General features: G+C 51.6%; 24 protein-coding genes. 6 read left to right on the forward strand and 18 right to left on the reverse strand.

The genetic code is table 11. The annotated features are described in order from the left end of the window. Positions 1 to 431 precede the first annotated feature (431 nt). Positions 432 to 986: a gamma carbonic anhydrase family protein gene (locus BY447_RS08535; protein WP_110330953.1), complete on the forward strand. Its 555-nt coding sequence runs from the start codon at positions 432 to 434 to the stop codon at positions 984 to 986. On the opposite strand, the gene BY447_RS08540 is transcribed toward BY447_RS08535, so the two are convergent. From BY447_RS08540 to dprA, 6 genes are read right to left on the reverse strand one after another with little or no spacing between them, the layout of a single operon-like run. Then, complete coding sequence (locus BY447_RS08540) at positions 953 to 1,210, reverse strand: DUF1488 domain-containing protein (protein WP_095706606.1); 258 nt, start codon at positions 1,208 to 1,210, stop codon at positions 953 to 955. The genes BY447_RS08535 and BY447_RS08540 overlap by 34 nt on opposite strands. Then, positions 1,207 to 2,025, reverse strand: a complete 819-nt coding sequence (gene aroE / locus BY447_RS08545; protein WP_110330954.1) for a shikimate dehydrogenase — start codon at positions 2,023 to 2,025, stop codon at positions 1,207 to 1,209. Before aroE ends, BY447_RS08540 begins: the two co-directional genes overlap by 4 nt. A gap of 3 nt (positions 2,026 to 2,028) precedes the next feature. Then, positions 2,029 to 2,601, reverse strand: coding sequence for an L-threonylcarbamoyladenylate synthase type 1 TsaC (gene tsaC / locus BY447_RS08550; RefSeq protein WP_013359226.1), 573 nt, complete (start codon positions 2,599 to 2,601; stop codon positions 2,029 to 2,031). A 3-nt stretch (positions 2,602 to 2,604) separates the two neighbouring features. Then, the gene (locus BY447_RS08555) at positions 2,605 to 3,153 is read right to left on the reverse strand and encodes a topoisomerase DNA-binding C4 zinc finger domain-containing protein (RefSeq protein ID WP_110330955.1); all 549 of its coding nucleotides are present in this window, start codon (positions 3,151 to 3,153) and stop codon (positions 2,605 to 2,607) included. 24 nt (positions 3,154 to 3,177) lie between these two features. Next, positions 3,178 to 3,651, reverse strand: coding sequence for a DUF494 family protein Smg (gene smg, locus BY447_RS08560; RefSeq protein WP_033784131.1), 474 nt, complete (start codon positions 3,649 to 3,651; stop codon positions 3,178 to 3,180). Beyond that, positions 3,623 to 4,747, reverse strand: a complete 1,125-nt coding sequence (gene dprA, locus BY447_RS08565; RefSeq protein ID WP_033784132.1) for a DNA-protecting protein DprA — start codon at positions 4,745 to 4,747, stop codon at positions 3,623 to 3,625. Before dprA ends, smg begins: the two co-directional genes overlap by 29 nt. A 115-nt stretch (positions 4,748 to 4,862) precedes the next feature. Between dprA and def the strand changes: the two genes are divergently transcribed. The 5 genes from def to mscL all read left to right on the forward strand — a co-directional run bounded on the left by def (position 4,863) and on the right by mscL (position 9,621). Next, on the forward strand, positions 4,863 to 5,375 hold the full coding sequence (gene def, locus BY447_RS08570; protein ID WP_013359230.1) for a peptide deformylase: 513 nt from the start codon (positions 4,863 to 4,865) through the stop codon (positions 5,373 to 5,375). A 20-nt stretch (positions 5,376 to 5,395) separates the two neighbouring features. Beyond that, a complete protein-coding gene (fmt, locus tag BY447_RS08575; protein WP_110330956.1) occupies positions 5,396 to 6,340 on the forward strand; it encodes a methionyl-tRNA formyltransferase in 945 nt (314 codons plus the stop codon). A gap of 49 nt (positions 6,341 to 6,389) precedes the next feature. Beyond that, the gene (gene rsmB, locus BY447_RS08580) at positions 6,390 to 7,691 is read left to right on the forward strand and encodes a 16S rRNA (cytosine(967)-C(5))-methyltransferase RsmB (protein WP_095706604.1); all 1,302 of its coding nucleotides are present in this window, start codon (positions 6,390 to 6,392) and stop codon (positions 7,689 to 7,691) included. A gap of 18 nt (positions 7,692 to 7,709) precedes the next feature. Next, complete coding sequence (trkA, locus tag BY447_RS08585; RefSeq protein WP_013359233.1) at positions 7,710 to 9,086, forward strand: Trk system potassium transporter TrkA; 1,377 nt, start codon at positions 7,710 to 7,712, stop codon at positions 9,084 to 9,086. A gap of 124 nt (positions 9,087 to 9,210) precedes the next feature. Then, complete coding sequence (gene mscL / locus BY447_RS08590; protein ID WP_033734108.1) at positions 9,211 to 9,621, forward strand: large-conductance mechanosensitive channel protein MscL; 411 nt, start codon at positions 9,211 to 9,213, stop codon at positions 9,619 to 9,621. Here the strand turns inward: mscL and BY447_RS08595 are convergent. The 12 genes from BY447_RS08595 to rpmD form a co-directional block, all read right to left on the reverse strand. Further along, positions 9,571 to 9,855 carry an alternative ribosome-rescue factor A gene (locus BY447_RS08595; protein ID WP_110330957.1) on the reverse strand — a complete coding sequence of 95 codons (285 nt, stop codon included), beginning with the start codon at positions 9,853 to 9,855 and terminating at the stop codon, positions 9,571 to 9,573. The two genes, mscL and BY447_RS08595, sit on opposite strands and share 51 nt — an antisense overlap. Before the next feature lie 59 nt (positions 9,856 to 9,914). Continuing rightward, positions 9,915 to 10,331, reverse strand: coding sequence for a Zn(2+)-responsive transcriptional regulator (zntR, locus tag BY447_RS08600; protein WP_033784135.1), 417 nt, complete (start codon positions 10,329 to 10,331; stop codon positions 9,915 to 9,917). Further along, positions 10,332 to 10,703: a DnaJ family domain-containing protein gene (locus BY447_RS08605; RefSeq protein ID WP_110330958.1), complete on the reverse strand. Its 372-nt coding sequence runs from the start codon at positions 10,701 to 10,703 to the stop codon at positions 10,332 to 10,334. It lies immediately after the preceding gene. Between the two features lie 95 nt (positions 10,704 to 10,798). After that, entirely contained in the window at positions 10,799 to 11,185 is a 387-nt protein-coding gene (rplQ, locus tag BY447_RS08610; RefSeq protein WP_003850180.1) for a 50S ribosomal protein L17, read from the reverse strand. Between the two features lie 40 nt (positions 11,186 to 11,225). Then, positions 11,226 to 12,215, reverse strand: a complete 990-nt coding sequence (locus BY447_RS08615) for a DNA-directed RNA polymerase subunit alpha (RefSeq protein ID WP_003850179.1) — start codon at positions 12,213 to 12,215, stop codon at positions 11,226 to 11,228. A 25-nt stretch (positions 12,216 to 12,240) separates the two neighbouring features. Beyond that, the gene (gene rpsD, locus BY447_RS08620; RefSeq protein ID WP_008927131.1) at positions 12,241 to 12,861 is read right to left on the reverse strand and encodes a 30S ribosomal protein S4; all 621 of its coding nucleotides are present in this window, start codon (positions 12,859 to 12,861) and stop codon (positions 12,241 to 12,243) included. Between the two features lie 33 nt (positions 12,862 to 12,894). Then, positions 12,895 to 13,284 carry a 30S ribosomal protein S11 gene (gene rpsK / locus BY447_RS08625; RefSeq protein WP_004160563.1) on the reverse strand — a complete coding sequence of 130 codons (390 nt, stop codon included), beginning with the start codon at positions 13,282 to 13,284 and terminating at the stop codon, positions 12,895 to 12,897. A gap of 16 nt (positions 13,285 to 13,300) precedes the next feature. Then, positions 13,301 to 13,657: a 30S ribosomal protein S13 gene (gene rpsM / locus BY447_RS08630; RefSeq protein WP_003850176.1), complete on the reverse strand. Its 357-nt coding sequence runs from the start codon at positions 13,655 to 13,657 to the stop codon at positions 13,301 to 13,303. 146 nt (positions 13,658 to 13,803) lie between these two features. After that, the gene (gene rpmJ, locus BY447_RS08635) at positions 13,804 to 13,920 is read right to left on the reverse strand and encodes a 50S ribosomal protein L36 (RefSeq protein WP_010252805.1); all 117 of its coding nucleotides are present in this window, start codon (positions 13,918 to 13,920) and stop codon (positions 13,804 to 13,806) included. 32 nt (positions 13,921 to 13,952) lie between these two features. After that, entirely contained in the window at positions 13,953 to 15,284 is a 1,332-nt protein-coding gene (gene secY / locus BY447_RS08640) for a preprotein translocase subunit SecY (protein WP_003850175.1), read from the reverse strand. Between the two features lie 7 nt (positions 15,285 to 15,291). Then, positions 15,292 to 15,726 (reverse strand): 50S ribosomal protein L15, encoded by a 435-nt coding sequence (gene rplO, locus BY447_RS08645; protein ID WP_003850168.1) that lies wholly within the window; start codon positions 15,724 to 15,726, stop codon positions 15,292 to 15,294. 3 nt (positions 15,727 to 15,729) lie between these two features. After that, positions 15,730 to 15,909, reverse strand: coding sequence for a 50S ribosomal protein L30 (gene rpmD, locus BY447_RS08650; protein WP_003850166.1), 180 nt, complete (start codon positions 15,907 to 15,909; stop codon positions 15,730 to 15,732). Between the last annotated feature and the right edge of the window lie 5 nt (positions 15,910 to 15,914).

Below are 15,914 nucleotides of genomic sequence, written 5' to 3' on the forward strand. Positions count from 1 at the left end.
CATTATGTGTTCACTCGTGAGGCTTTGATATTTTGTTGCGTCCGGAGACGCTGATATCAATCCTGCGAGTGCCCACACAGATTGTCTGATAAATTGTTAAAGAGCAGTGCGAACAGTGCGTTAGCGTCCTGTCGCGAGGTGGCGTATATTACGCTTTCCTCCTGCAGAGTCAACCTCTATTTCAGAAGTTTTTCTCCGGCGGCGCAGTCTCCTGTGCCTCTCAGCCCGTTTCCCGTTGCCGGTGTTCCGTGTCGATGGAGGCGCATTATAGGGATCCCGTTTGAGAGCACAACCCTTTTTTAGGATCTTTTATCTGAACGGTTATAAATGATCCAGATTGGTGAGATCGCCAGCGATCCCCGTCAGAATTGGCTTGTCAGCTGGCTAAAATGGCATCAGGCTGCAGTGAAAACAGAACAAAGGAGAACAAGATGACTTCCGCCCTACGTCCCTATAAAGATCTTTTCCCGCAAACGGGTCAGCGCGTTATGGTCGATCCAAGCAGTGTTGTTGTCGGTGATGTGATTATGGAAGATGACGTTAGCATCTGGCCGCTGGTTGCGATCAGAGGTGATGTGAATCAGGTCCGCATTGGTGCCCGTACTAACGTGCAGGACGGCAGTGTTCTGCACGTCACACATAAATCAGCCGCCAACCCCCAGGGCTTCCCTCTTATTATTGGCGAGGACGTCACCGTCGGGCATAAAGCGATACTACACGGCTGTACCATTGGCGATCGCGTGCTGGTCGGAATGGGATCGATTCTGCTGGATGGCGTAATAGTAGAAGAAGAGGTGATGATTGGTGCCGGAAGTCTGGTGCCGCCCGGTAAAAGGCTGGAAAGCGGCTATCTCTACCTGGGTAGCCCGGTAAAGCAGGTCAGGCCGCTGAATGACAGTGAGAAGGAAGGTCTGCGCTATTCCGCTAATAACTATGTTGGCTGGAAGGATGATTATCTGGCGGGAGATAACCAGATCCAGCCCTGATTATCTACATCATCCTGACGAATGGCCGCTTCGGCCTCATCTTCCAGATCCCAGCGATGGTGCTGAAACAGCGCCATCGCCTCTCCTTCACCAAAACGTGAATTCAGCGAATCGCGGCTGATTGCACAATTCAGCCGCATGCCGTTGACCAGTACTGGAAAACAGACCGCGTTCAGTTCAGCGTCATAGGATTCCTCATCCGGGAACTGTATCGCCTGATTCATGGCTGCATGGCCTGCTTAAGCTGAGCAATCACGGGCGTGATTTCCGGCATCACACCGTGCCATATGTAGAAAGCATGCGCAGCCTGACCCACCAGCATCCCCAGTCCATCGGCCAGATGATCACTCCCGTGCGCCTGACACCAGCGTAAAAAAGGCGTCAGCCCGCTTTGGTAAAACATGTCGTAGCAGCGCACTTCAGAATGGATGACCTCTGCAGGTAAAGGAGGCGTTTCTCCATTCACACCACTTGAAGTGGCGTTGATGATCAGATCAAAGCGCTGATCCGTCAGTTGCTCAAAACCAGATGCCCGGATAGTCCCGCTCGCGCTAAACAGGTTCGCCAGCTCTTCAGCGCGCGCGGCGGTACGATTGACGACGGTCAGTGTCACGCCTGCTGAAAGCAGCGGCAAGATAACACCGCGTGCGGCCCCGCCCGCTCCCACCAGCAAGACATTGTCGCCAGCGTTGATCATATTCAGCCGTTCAAGATCGCTTAACAGGCCGATACCATCCGTGTTGTCTCCCAGGATCTGCCCATCACTGAGCTTATTAACGGTGTTTACCGCACCGGACAGAGCTGCACGTTCGCTGAGCTGATCGGCAAATTCCCATGCCTGCTGTTTGAAGGGTAACGTCACGTTGGCACCACGACCTCCCTGTTCGAAAAAGGCAGAAAGCGATTGAGGAAAACCATAAACCGGGGCACAGATGCGACCATAGCGATGCTCAATGCCCGTCTGCTCAGCGAAAGCCTGATGGATCAGCGGCGATTTACTGTGGCTGATCGGATTACCGAAAACGGCGAAGTGATCCATGAATTAACCCTGACGTATGAGTTCGCCGCTGATGACATCGCGGATTTCAGAAGGATTGAGTCGTCCACCCGTTTTACCCGACAGAACCGGGAACGGCTCACCAAACTGCTGCTTCACTTCTTCAGCCGTACGGCAGGGAGGCTGGCCTGACAGGTTTGCGCTGGTCGAAACCAGCGGTTTGCCAAACGCCCGACATAGCGCCTGAACATCCGGATGGTCACTGACGCGAATGGCCAGTGAATCAAACTGTCCGGTAAGCCAGCGAGGCGTCTGTGGCGGCACAGGCACGACAAAAGTCACCGGGCCGGGCCAGCAGGCAAACATCCGCTCTCGCTGGACTACAGAAAGTTCGCGCGCCGAGATGTAAGGTTCTAGCTGACTGTAATCAGCCGCAATCAGGATGAGCCCCTTCTCTACCGGGCGCTGTTTCAGCGCCAGCAACGCCATAACGGCAGATTCACTGTCAGGGTCACAGCCCAGACCAAATACGGCTTCCGTGGGATAGGCGATGACCGCCTGACGATTCAGATGCTCTAAACAGGTCTCAAGTGAATCGGCGAGGTGTTGATTTTCCATGGTCTATGAATTCTCTTCAGCGATGGCTTTGCCACAACTCTTACTGGCGCAGAAGCGCTTAACGCCCTGCGCCGTCTTTTTCTCAACTAACAGCGGATACTCACAATAAGGACAGATTCCGGCAACGGGTGTCAGATTGACGACAAACTGGCAGGCCGGATAACGATCGCAGGAGTGAAACGTTTTGCCATAACGGGAGCGCCGCTGAACTAACCGGCCTTCATGGCACTGTGGACAGGCCAGCGAGGTTTCATCCGGTTTATCGATGGTTTCTGTGTATCCGCATTCCGGATAGAGGCTGCAGCCGATAAACATGCCAAAACGTCCCTGCCGCAACACTTTATCCGCACCACATTCAGGACAGGCGTGTCCTTCCAGCACTTTGACCACATGGCCATCGGCCTGCCCTTTTAAAGGTCGAATGTAGTCACAAGCCGGGTAGTTCGCGCAGCCCAGAAAAGGACCGTGTTTACCGGAGCGGATAACCAGTGCTGCCCCGCAAGCGGGGCAGGGATCCTGTTTACGCACGGTGAAGAGTGCAGCTTTACTCATAGCGATCAATGCATGAAAGGAAATTTAATGCAGCATACCTTCATTGGCGTCGAATAGCAGTTCTTCCATCTGCTGATAGGCATTTTCACATCCCGGGATGTTGAACAACACCATCAGCACCACCCATTTGAGATCCTCCAGATCAAACTCAGAGGTATCCAGCGCCATGATACGTTCGATGACCATTTCGCGGGTTTCCAGGTTCAGCACCTGAATCTGCTCCAGGAACAGCAGGAAACCACGGCTGTCAGCATCTAAACGTTTGCTCTCTTCATCGGTATAAATACGCATGGAGAGCGGATCATTTGTCAGTAAAATTGGTGCTACCAGACCTTCCTGATAGTCAGCCAGTCTTTCTAACCAGTTCAGCGCACTGTAAACATCTTCACGATGGAACCCGGCATCCGTCAGGTCATCTGTCAATCTGTCCTGATCAACACCCATTTCTGCTTCGTTGTGGATATATGTCTCAAACAAGTACATCAGTACGTCGAACATGGCATGCCCTCCTCAATCGGACATAGCCGCCGGGTACAGCTGCGATCCATCCTGCTAACTCCAGTTCCAGCAACTGAGCTGAGATAACTGGCACAGATTGGCCGGCACGTTCAGCGACAACGTCAACAGGTGTAACATCATCTCCTACGTTAGCCAACACATCAGCAAATGGCAATGGAGCATCGTCCCTCACCTCAGAATAAATTTCATCCGCCTGAGCCATGGGTAGCCAGTTAAGTGCATTTGCCAGATCTTCTGCGATGTTATTGGGATGAGCCACCAGCAGCGCGCCCTGCTGAATCAGCCAGTTTACGCCTTCGCTTAACGGGTTACCGAGTGCGCCAGGTAAGGCATAGACATTACGATTTTGCTCCAGCGCATAGCGAGCCGTCACCAGTGAGCCACTTTTCAGCGAGGCTTCTACCACCAGCACACCGTGGCTCAGGCCGCTAATGATACGATTACGGCGTGGAAAATTAAGGGGATGCGGTATGGTGGTCAGTGGAAACTCAGAAACGATAGCACCGCCCTGCCCTACAATCTCTGCGGCAAGACGGGTATGGTTTTTGGGATAAAGATGCTGCAACCCGCTTCCTAACACCGCCACCGTTTTACCGCCCACGTTAAGTGCGGCCTGATGCGCAACGCCATCAATACCCCGCGCCAGTCCGCTGGTGATGGTCAATCCGCCCAGGCTTAAATGCTGGGTAAACCAGTCACACCAGTAACGGCCATAGTGAGAGCTGTTCCGGCTTCCTACAATTGCTAACTGTGGTGTACTGATAACAGCAGGATCGCCATCAATATAAAGCAGCGGCGGAAAGCGATTGGTTTCTTTAAGACGGGCTGGATAAGCTGCATCCAGAGCGGTAATCAGATGATGAGCCGGACTCTGCGCCAGCCAGGAACAGACTTCCTCAATATTTTTTTCATTAAATTCATAATATTGCTGCCGCTGGCTGGCATCTAACCCAAGCCGGATAAGCTGCTCATCGTCTGCCAGTCCGGCACCTGTCTGCTGCGCCACGTCAACCCAGCGTTTTCCTGTCATTCCGGTGACGGCCGCCAGCCGCACATACTGCCCTGTTTTGTCCATCTCCTGCTCCCTGATCGCCCTTGCTTCCTGCCGCACAATGCTGTCAATCAGGCCTCGAAAAGTCTACAATATGAGGCAGTAATCTTTTCTTAACCGAATACAGATCTGGATATTTATGTCAGTTTTGCAGGTATTACATTTCCCTGACGAGCGTCTTCGCAAAGTCGCTGCGCCCGTTAAAGAAGTTAACGCAGACATTCAGCGTATCGTTGATGATATGTTCGAGACGATGTATGCCGAAGAAGGTATCGGTCTTGCGGCTACGCAGGTCGATATTCATCAGCGCATTATCGTGATTGATGTCTCTGAAAGTCGTGAAGAGCGTTTAGTCCTGATTAACCCTGAGCTGCTGGAAAAAAGCGGCGAAACCGGTATTGAAGAGGGTTGCCTCTCTATTCCGGAACAGCGCGCGTTTGTTCCACGTGCTGAGCGGGTAAAGGTTCGCGCACTTGATCGTGATGGTAAAAGTTTCGAGCTGGAAGCCAGCGAGTTACTGGCCATCTGCATCCAGCATGAGATTGATCATCTGGAAGGCAAACTGTTTATTGATTATCTGTCGCCTCTGAAGCGGCAACGAATCAAAACTAAGTTAGAGAAACTGGCGCGTCAGAACGCGCAGGCTTCCTGAGATCTTAAGAAGGGATAAACGTGTCTGCCCCGCTAAAAATCATCTTTGCCGGCACACCTGACTTCGCAGCGCGTCATCTTGACGCGCTGCTTGCTTCTGAACATCAGGTTATCGGCGTATTCACCCAACCCGACCGTCCTGCGGGCCGCGGTAACAAACTCACGCCGGGCCCGGTCAAAACGCTGGCGCTGGCACATGACATTCCGGTTTATCAGCCTAAGTCACTGCGACCTGAAGAAAATCAGCAGCTGGTCGCTGATCTGAAGGCAGACGTGATGGTCGTTGTGGCCTACGGATTAATTCTGCCAAAGGCCGTACTGGATATGCCACGTCTCGGCTGTATCAACGTTCATGGTTCGCTGCTGCCGCGCTGGCGTGGAGCCGCGCCTATTCAGCGCGCACTGTGGGCTGGCGACAGCGAAACCGGCGTGACCATCATGCAGATGGACGTGGGGTTAGACACGGGCGATATGCTGCATAAGCTGGCTTGCCCGATTACCGCTGAAGATACCAGTGCAACGCTCTATGACAAGCTGGCACAGCTTGGTCCACAGGGGCTGCTGGATACGCTGACGTTACTGAGCACAGGACAGGCTTCACCTGAAAAGCAGGATGAAACACTGGCCAACTATGCTGAGAAACTTAGCAAAGAGGAAGCACATCTCGACTGGACCCTCTCTGCAGACCAGCTTGAACGTTGTATTCGCGCGTTTAACCCGTGGCCGATGAGCTTTTTCACCATTGATGATCAACCCGTAAAAGTCTGGCAGGCAAGCGTTCTGCCGCACAGCGATCGTTCGCCGGGTGAAATTATCAGTGCGGATAAGCATGGCATAAAGGTCGCGACGGCTCAGGGTGTACTGAATCTGCTGCAGTTACAGCCTGCCGGTAAAAAACCGATGTCGGCTCAGGATCTTCTCAACTCGCGCCGGGAATGGTTTGAACCTGGAACCCTTCTCGACTGACTCCCAGGCCCGGTCACTCACCGGGCCTTTTGTTTGATGACAAAACCCTATGACTAAATCTATCAACCTGCGAAGCCTTTCCGCTCAACTTATTGAGCGTGTGGTCGACAAAGGCGAATCCCTGAATACCGCACTGCCGGCCGCCCAGAAAAAACTCTCTGACAAAGATAGCGCATTAGTGCAGGAAATCTGTTTTGGCGTATTGCGCACATTGCCGCAGCTTGAAGCGCTGATCGGCAGACTGATGGAGCGTCCACTGACCGGCAAACAGCGGGTTCTGCACTATCTGATTATGGTCGGGCTTTATCAGCTGGAATATACCCGTGTGCCTGCCCATGCCGCACTGGCAGAAACCGTCGCGGGCGCCGAAGTCCTGAAGCGTACCAGCCTGAAAGGCTTGTTAAATGGTGTATTACGCCAGTTTCAGCGCCAGCGGGAAGAGCTGCTTGCCAGCATTCAGGATGGTCCACAGCGTTATCTTCATCCGGGATGGCTGCTAAAGCGGTTACAGCATGCCTGGCCTGAACAGTGGCAGCAGATCGTCGAAGCCAATAATCTTCGTCCGCCGATGTGGCTGCGGGTTAACCGCCAGCACCACAATCGTGACGCATGGCTGGCCATGCTGGTCGAAAGCGACAGAAATGCACAACCCGCTGACGACGTACCGGATGCGCTGCGGCTTGACGCGCCTGCCCCGGTCAGCCAGCTACCCGGCTTTGATCAGGGTTGGGTGACCGTGCAGGATTTATCCGCTCAGCGCTGTGCTTTGCTGCTTGAACCGCAAAATGGCGAACAGATTCTGGATTTATGCGCGGCGCCTGGCGGTAAAACGACCCACATTCTTGAAATTGCGCCGGAAGCAGAAGTGATGGCCGTCGACGTAGATGCGCAGCGCCTTAAACGTGTTGAGGAAAATCTGCAGCGGTTGGGCATGAAAGCAGACGTTAAACAGGGTGATGGACGAACGCCGCAACAGTGGTGCGGTGATCGTCAGTTTGACCGTATTCTGCTGGATGCGCCCTGCTCTGCGACCGGTGTAATCCGACGCCATCCTGATATTAAATGGCTGCGTCGCGATCGCGATATCGCCGAGCTGGCAAAGCTTCAGAGTGAAATTCTTGACGCCATCTGGCCGCACCTGAAACCAGGCGGTACGCTGATTTATGCCACCTGCTCGATCCTGCCTGAAGAGAATCATCAGCAGATTGAGGCTTTCCTGCAACGCCAGCACGATGCTCAGGCAGAATCCCTCAGGGGTGCGCCGGCGAACGGCTTGCAGGTATTCCCGCAGGCCGAAGGCGGAGATGGTTTCTTCTACGCTAAGCTGATAAAGAAATCGGGTACAAACTGAGATGAGTATTGATAAGCGATGAAAATAATCATTCTGGGTGCAGGACAGGTTGGCGGAACCCTGGCAGAAAATCTGGTCGGTGAAAACAACGACATTACGGTGGTCGATACCGATTCTTCACGTCTGCGTCATCTGCAGGATAAGTTCGATTTGCGCGTTGTTCAGGGCCATGGTTCCCATCCGCGAATTCTGCGTGAGGCGGGTGCGGAAGATGCCGACATGCTGGTTGCCGTAACCAACTCGGATGAAACCAACATGATCGCTTGCCAGATTGCTTATTCGCTTTTCAATACCCCGAATCGCATCGCCCGTATCCGCGCGGCCGACTATTTGCGCGATGCAGACAAGTTGTTTATACCTGAAGCAGTGCCTATTGATCATCTGATCTCACCTGAGCAGCTGGTAATCGACAATATCTACCGGCTGATTCAGTATCCTGGCGCATTGCAGGTGGTTAACTTTGCTGAGGGAAAAGTCAGTCTGGCAGTGGTAAAAGCCTATTATGGCGGGCCGCTGGTAGGAAATCCGCTCTCGATCATGCGTGAGCACATGCCACACATCGATACACGCGTAGCCGCTATATTCCGGCAGGATCGTCCTATTCGTCCGCAGGGTTCAACCATTGTAGAAGCAGGTGATGAAGTGTTCTTCATCGCTGCCAGTCAGAATATTCGTGCGGTGATGAGTGAAATGCAGCGGCTGGAGAAACCTTATAAACGGATTATGCTGGTCGGTGGCGGCAACATCGGTTTCGGTCTGGCGCAGCGGCTTGAGAAGCACTACAGCGTTAAGCTGATTGAGCGGAATCCCCAGCGCGCAGCGGAACTTGCAGAACATCTGCATGACACTGTGGTGTTTTATGGCGATGCGTCCGATCAGGAGCTGCTCGCTGAAGAGCACGTTGAGCAGGTCGATCTGTTTATCGCCGTCACCAACGATGATGAAGCGAACATCATGTCAGCCATGCTGGCGAAAAAGATGGGTGCGAAAAAAGTGATGGTACTGATTCAGCGCCGCGCTTACGTCGATCTGGTCCAAGGCAGCGTCATCGATATCGCTATTTCCCCTCAGCAAGCCACGATCTCTGCTCTGCTGGGTCATGTGCGCAAAGCGGATATCGTGGGCGTTTCATCGTTACGACGCGGTATTGCAGAGGCGATCGAAGCGATAGCGCATGGTGACGAGTCGACGTCACGCGTTGTGGGTCGTTCGATTGATGACATCAAATTGCCGCCAGGGACTATTATTGGCGCAGTCGTTCGTGGTGATGATGTGATGATTGCCAATGATAACCTGCGTATTGAACAAGGCGATCATGTCATCATGTTCCTGACCGATAAGAAATTCGTGTCAGATGTGGAACGCCTCTTCCAGCCGAGTCCGTTTTTCCTGTAAATGCCGCTTTTACAGGCTAACTCAGCATGCTGCATGCAAAATTGCCGCTTAATTGGCTGTGTTGATGGCAAAAACAGTGAGGTTTGTTAGACTTTATGGCGTTGGCTTGGGCAAGGAGATAAGTATGAGTTTAATCAAAGAGTTTCGTGATTTCGCAATGCGCGGCAACGTAATGGATTTAGCCGTGGGTGTCATCATCGGTGCAGCATTCGGTAAAATCGTTTCATCATTAGTCGCTAATATCATCATGCCACCATTAGGCTTGCTGATCGGCGGAGTCGATTTCAAATCATTCGCATGGGTTCTTAAGCCCGCAACAGGCGATGCGCCAGCTGTTGTTATGCAGTACGGTATCTTCCTTCAGACCATATTTGATTTTGTCATTATCGCTTTCGCGATCTTTATGGCGATTAAGTTGATGAATCGTCTGTATAAGAAAAAAGAAGTGGAGAAGCCGGTTGCTAAACCGTCTAACGAAGAAGTCTTACTGACCGAAATCCGCGATCTGCTGAAACAGCAGAACACCCGGGTATAGTGAATAAGCCGCCACGAAGGCGGTTTTATTTACTATAAAAGCAGAAGGGCAGTGATAAGACGCTTTCTTATCACTGCCCTCCCATCCAGTCCCCTTACCATGTTTCTCTTTCCGCTTAAAACTGCCTTTACCCTTTTGCTTCTGCTCAATACGTTGTCGAAATAACGGGTCGTGCAGCAGTGCCTGAATCGCGTTATCGCGAATTTGCCCTTTAGTATGCTGATATTTACTCATAAAGCCTCCTGTTGAGATGGTCAGATACTCTATTCCTTTGCAGCAAAATAACAAGATGCTTATTTACTCAACGCCTCTCCACGCTCCAGTGCCTCAAGAATTGAGCACGAAATGCTACTGTGACTGTCACCACAACACGCATCCGAGAGGTGTCGCAAAGAGCGCTGCATCGTTTCTAATTCTGTGATCATCTGAGCCACTTCACTTAGCCGTTTTTCAACGATCGCTTTTGATTCCTGACATGTATGATGCGCAGGATCGACCCGGATGGAAAGCAGCTCTCTGATGGCTTCAAGGCTAAACCCGAGTTTACGACCGTAGCGGATAAATTTCAGACGCTGAAGATCGGCCTCGGTATATAGGCGAAACCCCCCTTCCGTACGACCGTCATGATCCATCATCTGCTGTTTTTCATAAAAACGGATGGTGTCTGGCGTGACGTCAGCAAGCTTAGCTAACTGTCCGATGCGAAACATCTACTCCTCCTCGCTGAAGTGATTCTGAAGGGCTGTCGAATAATCGCCATGCAGAAAATCCGTGCTCATACCCGCCTGGCGTAATCGCAGCGCCAGCAACTGAAGCCGATGACAATGATCCTGATAGTGATGATCCGCGGGATCGAGCTGGCGAATAAGATCGTTCACTTCCATCGCCTCCCGTCTTAACTCCAGCTCCGGCGGCAGAAAGCCCGCGTTTTTCAGTAGCCGGTAGCCCGCTCTTAATTCAGGAGGAACATGGCTGTCATCATCCAGCAGTAATGGCTTTCCAGAGCCCGGAAGATTGCTAAGCTCACCCTTTTCCAGCGCTGCCTTAATATGCTGTTCCGCAAGTTCATCAACCAGCCACATAATCGGCTCCTTTGAACATGAAAGACATCTTTCTAAGGTAGTAAATTTCAGGCAATAAAAAACCCGCCGAAGCGGGTTTTTTACGTTGCTACAGATTACTCTGCGGCTGCTTCTGCTTGAGCTTCTGGACGATCAACCAGCTCGATGTAAGCCATCGGAGCGTTGTCACCAGCACGGAAGCCACACTTCAGAATACGAGTGTAACCACCGGCACGGCTCGCGAAACGCGGGCCCAGCTCATTAAACAGTTTTGCCACGATCTCGTTATCACGAGTACGGGCGAATGCCAGACGACGATTAGCTACGCTGTCGGTCTTGGCAAGAGTAATCAGCGGCTCAACTACGCGACGCAGTTCTTTGGCTTTCGGCAGAGTCGTTTTGATGATCTCATGACGAACCAGAGAACCGGCCATGTTGCGGAACATAGCCTGACGATGGCTGCTGTTGCGGTTCAGTTGACGACCACTCTTACGATGGCGCATGACCTTATCCTTCTCAGTGAAACCTTAACCTGTGATCTGATTATTCATCAGCAATGCTTGCTGGCGGCCAGTTCTCGAGGCGCATGCCCAGAGAAAGACCACGCGAAGCCAGCACATCTTTAATCTCAGTAAGAGATTTTTTACCAAGGTTAGGCGTTTTAAGCAGCTCAACCTCGGTACGCTGTACCAGATCACCGATGTAGTGGATAGCTTCTGCCTTAAGGCAGTTAGCAGAGCGGACAGTCAATTCCAGATCGTCAACAGGGCGCAGCAGGATCGGATCGAATTCTGGTTTCTCTTCTTTGACTTCCGGCTGACGTACATCACGTAGGTCAACGAAAGCTTCAAGTTGTTCTGCCAGAATGGTTGCCGCACGACGAATCGCCTCTTCAGGATCGATTGTGCCGTTGGTTTCCATTTCGATGACCAGCTTGTCCAGGTCGGTGCGCTGCTCTACACGCGCTGCTTCAACATTGTAGGCGATACGGTCTACAGGGCTGTAGCAAGCGTCAACTAACAGGCGGCCGATTGGGCGCTCATCTTCTTCCGAATGAATTCGGGCAGAAGCCGGCACATAGCCACGTCCACGCTGAACTTTGATACGCATGCTGATAGCAGCGTTCTCATCGGTCAGATGGCAAATGACATGCTGAGGCTTGACGATTTCGACATCACCATCATGGGTAATGTCGGCTGCAGTCACAGGGCCAATGCCAGATTTATTCAGGGTCAGAATAACTTCATCTTTACCCTGAACTCTTACCGCCAGCCCTTTCAGGTTGAGCAGGATTTCCAGGATATCTTCCTGTACGCCCTCTTTGGTGCTGTACTCATGAAGTACACCATCAATTTCAACCTCGGTCACCGCGCAACCCGGCATGGATGAAAGCAGAATACGGCGCAGTGCGTTACCAAGAGTATGGCCAAAGCCACGCTCTAAAGGCTCAAGGGTCACCTTGGCGTGCGTCGAACTCACTTGCTCGATATCTACCAGGCGCGGTTTTAGAAACTCTGTCACAGAACCCTGCATTGTGTCCTCTCTTTGGTACTAAGCCTTACTTGGAGTAAAGCTCGACGATCAGGTGTTCGTTAATGTCCGCAGACAGATCAGTACGTTCAGGAATACGCTTGAACACACCTTCCATCTTAGTCGCATCAACTTCCAGCCAGGTTGGCTTTTCACGCTGCTCAGCCAGCTCCAGAGCGGCCTTCACGCGAGATTGCTTTTTGGCTTTCTCACGGATGCTAACGACATCATTCGGAGATACCTGATAAGAAGCGATGTTAACAACGCGGCCATTTACCAGAACAGACTTATGGCTCACCAGCTGACGTGCTTCTGCACGAGTGGCACCAAAGCCCATACGATAAACTACGTTGTCCAGACGACCTTCCAGCAGAGCCAACAGGTTTTCACCGGTATTGCCTTTCAGACGAGCTGCTTCTTTGTAATAGTTACGGAACTGACGCTCCAGCACGCCGTAGATACGACGAACTTTCTGCTTTTCACGTAACTGACCGCCGTAATCAGACAGACGCGGTTTACGCGCACCATGCTGACCAGGGGCTTGTTCAATCTTACACTTGGAATCAATCGCGCGAACGCCAGACTTAAGGAATAAGTCAGTGCCCTCACGACGGCTCAGCTTGAGCTTAGGACCCAAATATCTTGCCATTTTCTTTCTCCAACTATCCTAAAAAAACGGGCGTTATACGCGACGTTTTTTCGGCGGACGACAACCGTTATGAGGGATCGGAGTCACATCAGTAATATTAGTGATGCGGAAACCAGCGGCGTTCAAAGCACGAATCGTAGATTCGCGACCTGGACCCGGACCCTTTACCATAACTTCCAGGTTCTTAATTCCGTAATCTTTTACCGCTTCTGCACAGCGCTCTGCAGCGACCTGAGCAGCAAACGGAGTGGATTTACGTGAACCGCGGAAACCGGAACCACCGGCGGTTGCCCAACCCAGTGCGTTACCCTGACGATCAGTAATGGTAACGATGGTGTTGTTAAAAGAAGCATGGACATGAGCCACGCCATCTGAGACTTGTTTTCTTACACGCTTGCGTGCACGAACTGGTGCCTTTGCCATTATTTACTCACCCCGATTATTTCTTGATCGGTTTACGCGGACCCTTACGGGTACGTGCGTTGGTCTTAGTACGCTGACCGCGAACCGGAAGACCACGACGATGGCGCAAACCACGGTAGCAACCAAGGTCCATAAGACGCTTGATGCTCAGGGTGATTTCACGGCGCAGATCACCTTCTACAACGAATTTCGCAACTGCATCACGCAGCTGATCAATTTGTTCTTCAGACAGCTCACTGATCTTAACATTTTCAGCAATACCCGTTGAAGCGCAGATGGCTTTTGAACGGGTTTTACCGATACCGAAGATCGAAGTTAATGCGATAACGGTATGTTTTTGATCAGGAATGTTAATGCCTGCTATACGGGCCACTATGCACTCCTATAATTAAACAAGCACGTCCCATGCTGAAAAGCCCGTTTTCAGGATACTCAAATGGAAACGTACTGACATACAAAAGATTGGCTGGCTAATCTAGCCAGCTCAACCCGACTTTGCAAGAAAAATATGTGACAAAATCAGCCTTGGCGCTGTTTATGCTTTGGCTCGGCGCTGCAGATCACACGTACGACACCGTCGCGACGAATGATTTTGCAGTTACGACATAATCTCTTGACGGAAGCACGAACTTTCATTTTTACTCTCCGTAACTTCTCAACCAACTGAATTAACGGCCGTAGCCTTTCAGGTTAGCTTTCTTCAGTGCCGACTCATACTGACTGGACATCATCAGAGTTTGCACTTGAGCCATAAAGTCCATGATGACGACAACTACGATGAGCAGTGAAGTACCGCCAAAGTAGAAGGGAACCTTCATCGCATCACGCATGAACTCCGGGATAAGGCAGATAAAAGTAATATACAGCGCGCCGATTAAGGTCAGTCGCGTCATCACTTTATCAATATACTTCGCCGTTTGCTCTCCCGGACGAATTCCCGGTACGAATGCACCAGACTTCTTCAGGTTATCTGCTGTTTCACGTGGGTTGAAAACCAACGCCGTATAGAAGAAACAGAAGAAGATGATTGCAGTCGCATAGAGTAGCACATAAAGCGGCTGTCCTGGCTGCAAATACAGCGAAATTGTTGTCAGCCAGTTCCAACCGGTACCGCCCCCAAACCACGATGCAATCGTTGCCGGGAACAGAATAATGCTGGAAGCAAAGATGGCTGGAATAACGCCCGCCATATTCACTTTCAACGGTAAATGTGTGCTCTGTGCAGCGTAAACGCGACGACCCTGCTGACGTTTTGCGTAGTTCACCACAATGCGGCGCTGACCACGTTCAACGAAGATAACAAAGAAGGTCACTGCGAATACGAGTACTGCAACCAACAGCAACAGAAGGAAGTGCAGGTCGCCTTGCCGCGCTTGCTCGATGGTATGGCCAATGGCCGGCGGAAGACCCGCAACAATACCTGCGAAGATAATGATCGAAATACCGTTACCGATACCACGCTCAGTAATCTGTTCGCCCAGCCACATCAGGAACATCGTTCCTGAGACCAGACTCACAACAGCGGTAAAGTAGAAAGCAAAGCCTGGATTCATGACCAGGCCTTGCATCCCTGGCATATTCGGCAGACCGGTAGCAATACCGATCGACTGAAATATGGCCAATACCAACGTACCGTATCGGGTGTACTGGCTAATCTTACGACGGCCAGCCTCCCCTTCTTTCTTAATTTCCGCTAACGCTGGATGAACCACCGTTAATAACTGGATGATAATCGATGCCGAAATATACGGCATGATACCCAGTGCGAAAATAGAAGCACGGCTGAGAGCACCACCAGAGAACATGTTAAACATTTCAATGATGGTGCCACGCTGTTGCTCAAGCAGTTTGGCAAGTACAGTGGCATCAATACCAGGGATTGGAATAAAAGAGCCAATACGGAAGACAATGAGTGCGCCGATTACAAACAGCAGTCTGCGTTTCAGCTCACCAAAGCCGCCTTTGGCACTTTGAAAATCTAATCCCGGTTGTTTAGCCATCTGCTACTTATTCCTCGATTTTACCGCCAGCAGCTTCGATTGCAGCACGAGCACCTTTGGTGACACGCAGGCCGCGAACCGTTACCGGTGTAGATACTTCACCAGACAGAATTACTTTAACGAATTCAATCTGAACACCGACAATGTTGGCTGCTTTAAGCGCGTTCAGGTCGACGATACCGCCTTCAACTTTCGCCAGATCAGACAGACGAATCTCTGTGGTGATCATTGCTTTGCGAGAGGTGAAACCGAACTTCGGCAGACGACGGTACAGAGGCATCTGACCACCTTCGAAACCGCGACGTACGCCACCGCCAGAACGTGAGTTCTGACCTTTGTGACCACGACCACCGGTTTTTCCGAGGCCAGAACCGATACCACGACCCAGACGCTTGGTAGCGTGCTTAGACCCTTCGGCCGGAGACAGAGTATTTAAACGCATCTCTTACTCCTCCACTTTAACCATATAGGAAACCGCGTTAACCATACCGCGTACTGCAGGCGTGTCTTCACGCTCAACGGTGTGGCCAATACGACGCAGACCCAGGCCAACCAGAGTGGCTTTATGCTTAGGCAAGCGGCCGATTGAACTACGGGTTTGAGTGATTTTAATAGTCTTAGCCATCGTGA

Origin of the sequence: Pantoea sp. JKS000250, assembly GCF_003201065.1 — a bacterium.
GTDB lineage: Bacteria > Pseudomonadota > Gammaproteobacteria > Enterobacterales > Enterobacteriaceae > Pantoea > Pantoea vagans.

Bases quoted from the DNA above. Each gene is read 5' to 3' on its own strand.
- BY447_RS08535 (WP_110330953.1), top strand. From the start codon at position 432: ATGACTTCCGCCCTACGTCCCTATAAAGATCTTTTCCCGCAAACGGGT.
- BY447_RS08540 (WP_095706606.1), bottom strand. From the start codon at position 1,210: ATGAATCAGGCGATACAGTTCCCGGATGAGGAATCCTATGACGCTGAA.
- aroE (WP_110330954.1), bottom strand. From the start codon at position 2,025: ATGGATCACTTCGCCGTTTTCGGTAATCCGATCAGCCACAGTAAATCG.
- tsaC (WP_013359226.1), bottom strand. From the start codon at position 2,601: ATGGAAAATCAACACCTCGCCGATTCACTTGAGACCTGTTTAGAGCAT.
- BY447_RS08555 (WP_110330955.1), bottom strand. From the start codon at position 3,153: ATGAGTAAAGCTGCACTCTTCACCGTGCGTAAACAGGATCCCTGCCCC.
- smg (WP_033784131.1), bottom strand. From the start codon at position 3,651: ATGTTCGACGTACTGATGTACTTGTTTGAGACATATATCCACAACGAA.
- dprA (WP_033784132.1), bottom strand. From the start codon at position 4,747: ATGGACAAAACAGGGCAGTATGTGCGGCTGGCGGCCGTCACCGGAATG.
- def (WP_013359230.1), top strand. From the start codon at position 4,863: ATGTCAGTTTTGCAGGTATTACATTTCCCTGACGAGCGTCTTCGCAAA.
- rsmB (WP_095706604.1), top strand. From the start codon at position 6,390: ATGACTAAATCTATCAACCTGCGAAGCCTTTCCGCTCAACTTATTGAG.
- trkA (WP_013359233.1), top strand. From the start codon at position 7,710: ATGAAAATAATCATTCTGGGTGCAGGACAGGTTGGCGGAACCCTGGCA.
- mscL (WP_033734108.1), top strand. From the start codon at position 9,211: ATGAGTTTAATCAAAGAGTTTCGTGATTTCGCAATGCGCGGCAACGTA.
- BY447_RS08595 (WP_110330957.1), bottom strand. From the start codon at position 9,855: ATGAGTAAATATCAGCATACTAAAGGGCAAATTCGCGATAACGCGATT.
- zntR (WP_033784135.1), bottom strand. From the start codon at position 10,331: ATGTTTCGCATCGGACAGTTAGCTAAGCTTGCTGACGTCACGCCAGAC.
- BY447_RS08605 (WP_110330958.1), bottom strand. From the start codon at position 10,703: ATGTGGCTGGTTGATGAACTTGCGGAACAGCATATTAAGGCAGCGCTG.
- rplQ (WP_003850180.1), bottom strand. From the start codon at position 11,185: ATGCGCCATCGTAAGAGTGGTCGTCAACTGAACCGCAACAGCAGCCAT.
- BY447_RS08615 (WP_003850179.1), bottom strand. From the start codon at position 12,215: ATGCAGGGTTCTGTGACAGAGTTTCTAAAACCGCGCCTGGTAGATATC.
- rpsD (WP_008927131.1), bottom strand. From the start codon at position 12,861: ATGGCAAGATATTTGGGTCCTAAGCTCAAGCTGAGCCGTCGTGAGGGC.
- rpsK (WP_004160563.1), bottom strand. From the start codon at position 13,284: ATGGCAAAGGCACCAGTTCGTGCACGCAAGCGTGTAAGAAAACAAGTC.
- rpmJ (WP_010252805.1), bottom strand. From the start codon at position 13,920: ATGAAAGTTCGTGCTTCCGTCAAGAGATTATGTCGTAACTGCAAAATC.
- secY (WP_003850175.1), bottom strand. From the start codon at position 15,284: ATGGCTAAACAACCGGGATTAGATTTTCAAAGTGCCAAAGGCGGCTTT.
- rplO (WP_003850168.1), bottom strand. From the start codon at position 15,726: ATGCGTTTAAATACTCTGTCTCCGGCCGAAGGGTCTAAGCACGCTACC.
- rpmD (WP_003850166.1), bottom strand. From the start codon at position 15,909: ATGGCTAAGACTATTAAAATCACTCAAACCCGTAGTTCAATCGGCCGC.